At 71.7% G+C, this 10,118-nt stretch carries 9 protein-coding genes; 5 read left to right on the top strand and 4 right to left on the bottom strand.

The features are described from left to right. From cobM to AC08OO_RS20020, 3 genes are all read right to left on the bottom strand, one after another. The coding region (cobM, locus tag AC08OO_RS20030) for a precorrin-4 C(11)-methyltransferase (RefSeq protein WP_476618893.1) at window positions 1-771 on the bottom strand (771 nt) is incomplete at its 3' end. Window positions 772-1,115: 344 nt separating this feature from the next. Further along, window positions 1,116-1,769, bottom strand: coding sequence for a hypothetical protein (locus AC08OO_RS20025; protein ID WP_476611395.1), 654 nt, complete (start codon window positions 1,767-1,769; stop codon window positions 1,116-1,118). 66 nt (window positions 1,770-1,835) lie between these two features. Beyond that, complete coding sequence (locus AC08OO_RS20020) at window positions 1,836-2,888, bottom strand: DUF3710 domain-containing protein (RefSeq protein WP_476611397.1); 1,053 nt, start codon at window positions 2,886-2,888, stop codon at window positions 1,836-1,838. Here AC08OO_RS20020 and AC08OO_RS20015 point away from each other — a divergent pair. The 4 genes from AC08OO_RS20015 (at window position 2,835) to AC08OO_RS20000 (ending at window position 9,133) form a co-directional block, all read left to right on the top strand. Then, window positions 2,835-3,038: a hypothetical protein gene (locus AC08OO_RS20015; RefSeq protein WP_476618895.1), complete on the top strand. Its 204-nt coding sequence runs from the start codon at window positions 2,835-2,837 to the stop codon at window positions 3,036-3,038. The two genes, AC08OO_RS20020 and AC08OO_RS20015, sit on opposite strands and share 54 nt — an antisense overlap. Before the next feature lie 271 nt (window positions 3,039-3,309). Then, window positions 3,310-4,665 carry a DUF5925 domain-containing protein gene (locus AC08OO_RS20010; protein ID WP_476611396.1) on the top strand — a complete coding sequence of 452 codons (1,356 nt, stop codon included), beginning with the start codon at window positions 3,310-3,312 and terminating at the stop codon, window positions 4,663-4,665. A gap of 433 nt (window positions 4,666-5,098) precedes the next feature. Continuing rightward, window positions 5,099-6,706 carry a carboxyl transferase domain-containing protein gene (locus tag AC08OO_RS20005; protein WP_476611398.1) on the top strand — a complete coding sequence of 536 codons (1,608 nt, stop codon included), beginning with the start codon at window positions 5,099-5,101 and terminating at the stop codon, window positions 6,704-6,706. A 246-nt stretch (window positions 6,707-6,952) separates the two neighbouring features. Beyond that, window positions 6,953-9,133, top strand: a complete 2,181-nt coding sequence (locus AC08OO_RS20000) for an acetyl/propionyl/methylcrotonyl-CoA carboxylase subunit alpha (RefSeq protein WP_476618894.1) — start codon at window positions 6,953-6,955, stop codon at window positions 9,131-9,133. A 142-nt stretch (window positions 9,134-9,275) separates the two neighbouring features. Here AC08OO_RS20000 and AC08OO_RS19995 read toward each other — a convergent pair whose 3' ends face one another. Beyond that, entirely contained in the window at window positions 9,276-9,773 is a 498-nt protein-coding gene (locus AC08OO_RS19995; protein ID WP_476606950.1) for a hypothetical protein, read from the bottom strand. A gap of 53 nt (window positions 9,774-9,826) precedes the next feature. Between AC08OO_RS19995 and AC08OO_RS19990 the strand changes: the two genes are divergently transcribed. Beyond that, the coding region (locus tag AC08OO_RS19990; RefSeq protein WP_476618892.1) for a hypothetical protein at window positions 9,827-10,118 on the top strand (292 nt) is incomplete at its 3' end.

Raw genomic sequence — 10,118 nt, 5'->3', positions numbered from 1 at the left:
GGCCGGGGGAACGGACGACACGCATCCGTCCGGTCCGAAGCGTTCCCGGGAGTACAGGTAGCTGTCCCGGAAACCCTCCGCGGCCAGAGCGCGACCCACGACGATCACGGCCGTCCTGGTGAGCCCCGCGGCCCGCGCCCGACCGGCGATGTCGGCGAGCGTGCCGCGCAACACGATCTCGTCGGCCCGGCTGGCCCAGGCGACGACGGCTGCCGGGCAGTCCGTACCGTAGTTCGGCACGAGCTCGGCGACGAGCGTCTCGATACGGTGCACGGCCAGGTGCAGCACGAGGGTCGCCCCCGACCGGCCGAGGGTGGCGAGGTCCTCGCCGGGCGGCATGGGACTGGACAGCACGGCCGTGCGGGTCAGCACCACGCTCTGGGCGACGCCGGGAACCGTCAGCTCCCGGCGCAGCGACGCCGCCGCCGCGGCGAAGGCGGGGACACCCGGCGTCACGTCGTAGGCGATCCCGGCCGCGTCGAGCCGGCGCATCTGCTCGGCGACGGCGCTGTAGAGCGACGGGTCGCCGGAGTGCAGTCGGGCGACGTCGTGACCGGCGGCGTCGGCCGCGACCAGCTCCGCGACGATGTCGTCCAACGGCATCCGGGCGGTGTCGACGAGACGGGCCCCGGGCGGGCAGTGTGCCAGCAGCTCGACCGGGACGAGACTGCCGGCGTACAGGCAGACCGGGCAGGACGCGATCAGATTCCGGCCGCGGACGGTGATGAGGTCGGCGGCGCCCGGTCCGGCCCCGATGAAGTGCACGGTCACGCCGGCCCCCGCCGGTTGTCTCCGGGCAGCTGGACGTCTCCGGGCAGCTCGGCGGCGGGGGCGGCTCGGCGCATGCTGCTGGGCACAACCGGGCACGCTAGCAGGACGCCGGCGGCGAGCCCCCTCGGGGACGCTCCGGCACGGGCGTCGCTGGGCGTCGCGATCCGGCTGCTCGCGCACCGACGGGAAGCCGGACATCGCCCTCCGGAACGTCAGAGAGACCGCGGCCGCCGCGCCGCCACCCCATCACCGGTTGCGGCGCGGGCCGTGGCCACGGGCCGTGACCTGCGCCGCGGCCTCGTCCCTGCCAGCGGACGTCGGCTCGGTCCGTACCGGTCATCCGACTACGGGTCACCCGGCGACGGGTCGGGCTGCGACGGGCCGGTCGGTGTGCCGTCCTCGTCGGAGCCGGCCCGCGCGACGGTGGCCGGGGTGCCGGTGCACAGCGGCGGTAGGGTGGTCAGCCTCCGAACCGTTGCGGGCCGGAAGATCCGTCGTTTCCGCCACACGAACAGTCCGGCCGCGATGGCCAGGACGCCGCGGCCGTTGATCGCGTAGAGCGCGCTCCCGCCTTCGTACTGCAGGATCGCGGCCACCAGCGCCAGCAGGCCCAGGAGAGCCGCTGGATGGCGACATTCGCGCAGCGCGTACTCCAGTCGGACGAGGACGAATCCTGCCAGAGCCGCGAGGGTCACCATCCACGGCGGACCGCCGACGGGCAGCAGCTCGCCGAGCTGGGTGGGCAGGCGGTCAAACGCGTTGGTGATCCCGTAGGTGTCGGACAGGCGCGTCTTGAGGGAACGCGACTCCAGGTCGGAATTCAGTTTGTCGGGATTGAGAAAACGCGGGACGGCGATGTTGACGTCGTTCCACAGGGTTACCGGACCGATGGGCGGAGAACCGTCGCGGAGCCGTCGCAGGATTATCGACGGGTAGGAGTTCCCGTCCAGGCGGACCCCGAGGTCTCCCATCTCGCCCGGGTTTATCCCGCCTTCCATAGGACGGCACCAGGACCTGCAGGACCTCCGTCGCCCCGTGGTAGACGATGGCGGCACCGACGAACATCAGCCCGAGACCGGACACGGCGTGCCGGCCCCGACCGGCGAACCACCACGACCAAGACGAGCCTCCGCAGCAGCAGACCCAGCGCTAGCGTGGCCGACACTCCGCACCTCCGCCCGTCGTGCCGGGTGCTCTCCGGGGGGAGCCCCGGTCCGGTGGTGACCGGCCCGGGCGACCCGAACCGCGCCATCCTTCCCGCATGGTGAACAGGTTTGATAAATCCGTTTACAGACGATCTCTGAACGGCCGCCGTTGCACGTCTGCTTCCGGCGTTGGGCTGAGGACCGTCGACCGGATAGCTCCGCGTGCTGCCCATGAACATCTCCGGACCGATCTCTACCAGGCCGCAGTCCAGATCTTCGTCGACTTCGTGGAGTACACCGACTCCCTACGGGCCTGAGCCGGGCCGGTGGTGGACGGGCCGGGTCACGACGCCGCGGGTGGGGGGCCTCGCGGTTGGCTCCCCGCAGCGCCAGCGTCATGATCCTGCGTTCCGGGGATTGCTCCGGAATGGCCGCGGCGGTGTCGGTTGTTCGGTCGGGACGGTCGAATCTGTCGGGACGTTCGAAGGGGATGGGCTCGCGCACCGGCATCGCCGCGTCCCCCCGGACGACGACGAGCCCGTCCAGTACCTCCTCCAGCAGCGGCGCCGCCGTCACGTCGACCGCGGCCGCACCGGTGATGACCGCACAGAGGATCCACCGCGGCCCCTCGATGCCGAAGATGCGGGCGGGCAGGCGGCCGACGGCCGTGTCGAGCGGCACGCGCAGCTCGGGGCCGTAGGGCCCGTCCTCGTCGTTCCATTCCGTGTCCTCCGGTGCCGAGAGCACCAGGTCCTCGCGGATCGACGCCCACAGGCCGCCGCTGCGCGGGGCGGCGAGGACGGACAGCTCCAGGACGGATGTCCCGTCCATCGCGGCCAGGGTGGGCATCGGCCCGGAGGCCGAGACCCGGATCCGGGTGCCGTTCACCCGCGGCACCACGAGAGCTCCGAAATCCGCTTGCGCCCGGCCGTCATCGGGCGCGTCCGCCGCGTCGAACGGACCCCGGCCCACCCGGACGCCCCCGCTCGTCGTGGCGCTGGCTCCCGTGGCACCGGGCTTCCTCGCGTCACCGTCGCCCTTACCGGCCCCGGTACCGGCCCCGGTGCCGGCATGGTCGTCCGGCTGCGGCTGCGGCTGCGGCTGCGGCTGCGGCTGCGGTGACTGTCGGCGCCGACGGTGGATGAGTCGCCCTCCTGGCATCCTGACCACCTCCCAGGCAGAAGCCTGGAGTGGCTGATGAATTACTTAGGGTAGGCGCGCCGGTGGTGGGGCCGGGAGATTCCCCGGGCGGTCGGCCGGGCCGCAACGTCCTCGGATCGGCCCTGATGGAGGCACGCGACAGGTCGCGGGCGGTGTACGGCCCCCGCGATGTGCCCGAGTAAATCGCGCAACGGGATGGCCGGACGCTGAGTTGTCCGGGACCATCGGACAGGTGTCAGTTCCACATCAGAAGGCGTCTCTGCCTAAGTCCTGGATGGTCTCCGAGTCACTGAGCGGAGGGATGAAGCTCCCTTTCGTTGTCGGCCTGGACGACTCGGACACGCCCTACGACGTCGTCGACGCACTCGCCCTGGCTCCTTTCACAACCGGTGAGCAGCCCTGGGCCCGCAGTGCCCGGGTCGACCGGCTCCGGCCGGGAGCCACGCTGCTGCCGTCAGGGGCAAAGGTCCTGCGCGCGGTTGTCGAGGAGTCCCGCGATTCACGTCTCGCGGTCGGCGAGGGCTGGACGGTGCGAGCCGTGCGCTGGCGCGGCGGGGGTGGTGAGGTGACCGTCACCGCGGTGAGCGAACAGCTCGCCCGGGTGGTGATCGAGGACGTGCTCCGCTCGTCCGTCGCCGAGAGCGGTGCGGACAACGCCGTCAACATGGGTTTCTGGTATCTGTCCAGTCAGCGTGGTCCGATCCGGACCAGCCGCCGGACGGCCACCACGACGTGGGCTTCGATCCGCGCCAACTACGCCTCGGCCGCCGTGGGCCCGCTCGACCGGCTCATGGCGGTTCGCCGGGACAACGTGGTCGGCCGCCTGATCCTCCTGCATGGTCCGGCGGGAACCGGGAAGACGACCGTGCTGCGGGCCCTGGCGAACGAATGGCGATCCTGGTGCCAGGTCGACTGCGTCCTGGATCCCGAGGCGCTGTTCGCCGATCCCGCCTACCTGATGGAGGTCGCGATCGGCTTCGACGACGACGGGGACCCGGAGGGGGAGAGCGCCGACGCCCGCGGCGCCGACGGCGGGGGTACCGACAGCGGGATCGCGTGGGCCGGGGATGCCGGGTCCGGGGATGCCGGGTCCGGGGATGCCGGGTCCGGGGATGCCGGGTCCGGGGATGCCGGGTCCGGGGATGCCGGGTCCGGGGATGCGGACAGTCATGGTGCCCAGGGCGCGGCGACCGACCGCATGGGCGAGCCACCCGCCCACCGGTGGCGGCTGCTGGTGATCGAGGACTGCGACGACCTGATCCGTGGGGACGGCCGGGGTGCGGCTGGCCAGCAGCTCTCTCGACTGCTGAACCTCACCGATGGTCTGGTCGGGCAGGGCCGCGAGGTGCTGGTCGCCCTGACCACGAACGAGGATCTGCTGCGCATGCATCCCGCGGTTGTCCGTCCCGGCCGCTGTCTCGCCCAGATCGAGGTGGGAGCCCTGCCACACACCGAGGCGGTGTCCTGGCTGGGCTCCACGGAGGGGGTCCGGTCGAGCATGACGCTGGCGGAGCTGTTCGCGCTGCGGGACGGCCGGGGCCTGCCGCGGCCCACCACCACGGACGCCCGTCACGGCATGTACCTGTGACGGCTGCGCGCCGTACTCCCGATTCGGGCCCGCCTGGCCGGGAGCGGGCCGGGTAGTCCCGCCGGCCCGACGGCGCCGCGCCCTGCGCGGTGCCGTCGGGTGGCCGGACCGTCCCGGTCGGACGCCACCGGTCAGGCATCGCTAAAGTTAGCCGCCGGGGAGCAACCGGTGTATTTCGGATCGCCGGATCCTGGTCTCGGTCTCGGTGGTGGGTGAATGTCGGTGAAGGGGTGAAGGTCCGGCAACGGCAACGGGGATCGGCCGTCTGCCCGACGGTCCCCGCCGCCGTCTGCCTTGACGACAAGGTTAGCGGTCGTTAACTTGGAGGCGTTGTTTCGGGGCCCGACGTCCACCCGTGGGGGTGACTGTGAGCGCAGCACGCGCCGGAACCATCGCGGGGCGGCGGTCCGACGAGGTCCGGCGGTCCGCGGCCATGCCGGTCCTGACCAGTCGGGTCGATGCCGCGGGTGAACAGGGACGGCGCAATGCCGAGGGGCATTGGCACGCCGTGACCGATCTCCAGGAGCGGTTGGCGGTGGCGGCGGTCGGCGGGTCGGAGCAGGCGCGGTCCCGCCACGTGGCTCGCGGCAAACTCCTGCCCCGCGACCGGGTCGACACGCTGCTCGACCGGGGGAGTCCTTTTCTGGAGCTCTCCCCGCTCGCCGCGAACGGCTTTTACGAGGATCCGGTTCCGGGGGCGGGCATCATCACCGGCATTGGCCGGATCTCGGGTCGGGAATGCATGGTGGTCGCCAACGATGCCACGGTCAAGGGTGGCACCTACTATCCGTTGACCGTGAAGAAGCATCTGCGCGCCCAGGAGGTGGCGCTACAGAATCGGCTGCCCTGCGTCTATCTGGTCGACTCTGGGGGAGCGTTTCTTCCGCTGCAGGACCAGGTCTTCCCGGACCGGGAGCATTTCGGGCGGATCTTCTTCAACCAGGCCCGGATGTCCTCGCTGGGAATCTCCCAGATCGCGGCGGTGCTCGGTTCGTGCACGGCGGGCGGCGCGTACGTTCCCGCGATGGCCGACGAGGCGGTGATAGTCAGGAATCAGGGGACGATCTTCCTCGGTGGTCCGCCGCTCGTGAAGGCCGCGACCGGCGAGGTGGTGTCGGCCGAGGATCTCGGCGGCGGGCTGCTACACTCCCGCACCTCCGGGGTGACCGACCACCTGGCCGAGGACGACGCCCATGCGCTGCGGATTGTGCGCTCCATCGTCGCGGGCCTCGCGCCGCGCGGGCCGCGGCCGTGGGAGTTGGAGCCGACCGAGGCACCGGCGGTCGACCCGGCCGGGCTGTACGCCGCGGTACCGACGGACGGGCGCACCCCCTATGACGTGCGAGAGGTGATCGCGCGCATCGTCGACGGCAGCCGTTTCGCGGAGTTCAAGAAGGAGTACGGAACGACGCTGGTCACTGGGACCGCCCTCCTCCATGGCCATCCCGTGGGGATCGTCGCGAACAACGGGGTGCTCTTCGGCGAGTCGGCGCTGAAGGGCACCCATTTCATCGAGCTCTGCGATCAACGCGGTATCCCGTTGGTGTTCCTGCAGAACATCACCGGTTTCATGGTGGGTCGGGAGTACGAGGCCGGCGGCATCGCGAAGCATGGCGCGAAGATGGTTAACGCGGTTGCCTGTGCCCGGGTGCCGAAGTTCACCGTGGTGATCGGCGGTTCGTTCGGCGCGGGTAACTACTCGATGTGCGGCCGGGCATTCTCGCCCCGCTTTCTGTGGATGTGGCCGAATGCCTGCGTCTCGGTGATGGGCGGGGAGCAGGCGGCGGCGGTGCTGGCGACCGTGCGCCGGGACCAGATGGAAGCCGCGGGGGTCGCCTGGAGCGAGGCCGACGAGGTCGCCTTCCGGGCACCGATCCTGAATCGGTACGCGGAGCAGGGCAGCCCGTACTATTCGACCGCCCGGCTGTGGGACGACGGTGTCATCGATCCGGCCGACACCCGTATGGTGCTGGGCCTGGGCCTGTCGGTGGCGGCGAACGCTCCGCTGGAACCGGTGGGCTACGGCGTCTTCCGGATGTGAGGGGGACATCCTGGCGTGCGGAAACATCCGATGTGAGGAAACCAATCGTGAGGATCAAGGGTGTCCACGGCTGATCTGTCCGCCACGAATCACGCAGGCGGCGATCCCGGCATCGCGGGTTCCGCTGGTTCCGCCGGTCACGGCGGCGGTGCCGGCCACGGTCCGGATGGCCATTCCACGCCGGTCCGGTCGGCGGGCGTCGTGCCGCCGAGGGCGCCGGGAACGTCGGGTCTGACGTTCTCGTCGGTGCTCGTCGCGAACCGGGGTGAAATCGCCGTCCGGGTGATCCGCACACTGCGCGATCTCGGTATCCGGTCCGTCGCCGTCTACTCGGACGCCGACGCCGGGGCGCGGCACGTCCGGGAGGCGGATGTCGCGGTGCGGCTGGGCCCGGCGCCCACGAAGGAGAGCTACCTCAGTATCGAGGCCGTGCTGGAGGCTGCGAGGGTGTCCGGGGCGGAGGCCGTCCATCCCGGTTATGGCTTTCTCGCCGAGAACGCGGCCTTCGTACAGGCCTGTGAGACGGCCGGAGTGCTCTTCATCGGACCGTCGCTTGCCGCGGTGCAGGTGATGGGCGACAAGATCACCGCGCGGCGGACGGTGGCCGAGGTGGGGGTGCCGGTCGTGCCGGGCCGGTCGGCGCCGGGCATGAGCGATGCCGCGATCGCCGAGGCCGCCGGTCAGATCGGCTATCCGGTGCTGCTCAAACCCTCGGCAGGGGGTGGTGGCAAGGGGATGCGCATCGTCCGCGAGCCCGCCCGGCTGCCGGAGGCGATCGCGTCGGCCCGCCGGGAGGCCGCCGCCGGCTTCGGGGACGACACCCTGTACGTGGAGCGGTTCATCACCCGTCCCCGCCACGTCGAGGTCCAGATCCTCGCCGACGAGCACGGCAGCGTGCTCCACCTGGGTGAGCGGGAGTGCAGCCTGCAACGGCGCTACCAGAAGATTGTTGAAGAGGCGCCGGCGCCGGCTCTCGACGCGCGGACCAGGGAGCGGCTCGGGGGGGCGGCGGTCGCCGTCGCCAGCGCCGTCGGCTACGTCGGAGCGGGCACGGTCGAGTTCATCCTGTCCGCCGACGCGCCGGATGAGTTCTACTTCATGGAGATGAACACCCGGCTCCAGGTCGAGCATCCGGTCACCGAGCTGGTGACGGGGGTGGACCTGGTCGCCGAGCAGATCCGGATCGCGGCCGGGGAGCCGTTGCGCTTCGGTCAGGCCGACATCCGCCTGACCGGGCACGCGGTGGAGGCGCGGATCTACGCCGAGGACCCCGGGCGGGGATTCCTGCCGACCGGCGGTAGGGTGCTGACTTTCCGGGAACCGGCCGGGCCGGCCATCCGCGTCGACGCCGGCATCGGGGCCGGGGACATCGTGAGCACCACGTACGATCCTGTGCTGGCCAAGGTGATCGCCTGGGGCGCGGACCGCGCCGCCGCGATCGCCCGCCTCGACACTGCGCTCGCCGGCACGGTCCTGCTCGGGGTGACGACCAACATCGGCTTCCTGCGCTCGCTGCTCGCCCATCCGGACGTCGTCGCCGGGCGGCTCGACACCGGTCTCGTCGAACGTGATCTCGCCGCCCTCACCCCGGACGATCTGCCCGGCGAGGCGTTCCTCGGATACGCCCTGGCCAGGCTGCTGACGTTGCAACCGGCCGGTCCGGTGGTCGACCCGTGGGACATCCCCTCCGGATGGCGGCCCGGTGAGCCCGCGTGGCTGACCTGGGAGGTCGCCCTGCCCGGTGGGGCAGTACCGTCCGGCGGCCCCGACGGCGCCGAACCTGGTGGCAGCGCGCCACCCGAGATCGGGGCCGGGGTTGAGGGCGGGGCCGGGAACATCCACGGGGATGGTAACGGCCACGGGGATGGGGCGGAGCCGGGACGCGGGGAGCGGGCGGTGCGGACGGTGTCAACGCTGCGGGTCGCGGCGCGCGGCACCCCCGATGCGGCCCGGGTCCGGATCGCCGACGGGCCGCCGGTCGCCGCATCGGTCAGTCAGCTCGGCGACGAGCTGCTCGTCACGATCGGTGCGGTCACCACCCGGTGGGCCTACGCGTGGGAGCCCGCCGACGGGATCCTCTGGCTTGGCCGCGACGGTGGGGCGTGGGGCCTGGCCGAGGTGATTCCGGTGCCGGGCACCGGGGCCGGGCCGGTGCCCGGCGGGCAGGCGCGTAGCCCCATGCCGGGCACGGTGACCGCGGTGTTGGTCGCACCGGGGATGACCGTGGCGGACGGGCAGTCGCTGGCCGTCGTCGAGGCCATGAAGATGGAGCACACCGTCTCGGCGACGGGCGCCGGGATCGTCAAGGAAGTACTCGTCCGGCCCGGCGACCTCGTCGCCCTGGACCAGCTGCTGGTGGTGATGTCCGTGGCGGGCCCGGCCGACCCCGACCCCGAATCCGGAGCAGTCGCTCCGGCGGCCCGGTGAAATGTGGAGGGTTGAGCATGGTTTGACGCCGTCGGACCGTGCTCAATCCTCCACAACTTTCCGTTGTCCTTTCCGTTGTCCGCGGCGGCCACCCTGGGTCGGTCGCCGGAGTCAATGCAGGCCGGAAACGTCAATCCTTCTCTCAGCGCCCAGCCAGCCGCCGCAGGAGCGTCTTGCGGGCATCGGCCTTGGCCAGGTTGGACAGGTCGAGGTGGGCCGAGGAGGCCTGATCGAATGCGGCCGGCACGGCACAGGCCTCGACCAGGACGGTGAGCGAGTCTGCACGCGGACCCGGTCGGGTCATCCGCGTCCAGGGCCGCTCGCCCGGGTTGCGTCGGTCCCCGTCCGGGCGCTCCTCGTGCGGCGGATCCCTCTGCGGCAGGCCCTCGTGCGGCCGGTCCGGATGCCGGCTGTCGGGGTGATGCCGGTCGAGGAACACCGCGGCGCTGTTCGCCGCGAGCCGCCGGAAGCATCCCTGGTCCTCCGGCCGGGTGGATGTCCGTCCGAGGCAGGTCAGGGCGACGGCCAGCAGGGACAGCGGGATCTGGTCGCGCCACAGGTCGACCAGACCGGCCCGACGTGCCCAGTCCTCCGCCGCCGATCGGACCCGGTCGATGAGCAGGAACAGCCACCGCGGCACGAGGTCTCCGTCGGACCGCTGCCGGAGTCCCCCCGGCGCCCGGCCCGCCGCGGGTGGACGACAGCCTCCAGCAGGGCGCGCAGCGTGACCAGCTCTCGAAGGCTGCCACCCGCGACCTGTTGGAAGACGAACCATCGTCCATCGCCGACCGCGACCGGCTGATGGACGGGCGTGGCGAGGTGGCGCTCGGCGAACCCGGGGGCGTCGGCGATCGTCCGCCAGTGGCGCGCGAATTCGCCGGGTTGGGGTCCCGCGTCGCCTGTCGGGCCGACGTCCAGCTTCATCACGAACTGGCGCGCACCATGGCGCGGATCCTGTTCGAGGACCACCCCGACCACCCCGACC

The sequence above is a fragment of the Frankia sp. CeCAU1 genome, from assembly GCF_977971845.1.
This window is presented reverse-complemented; position numbering and strand designations above follow the sequence as displayed.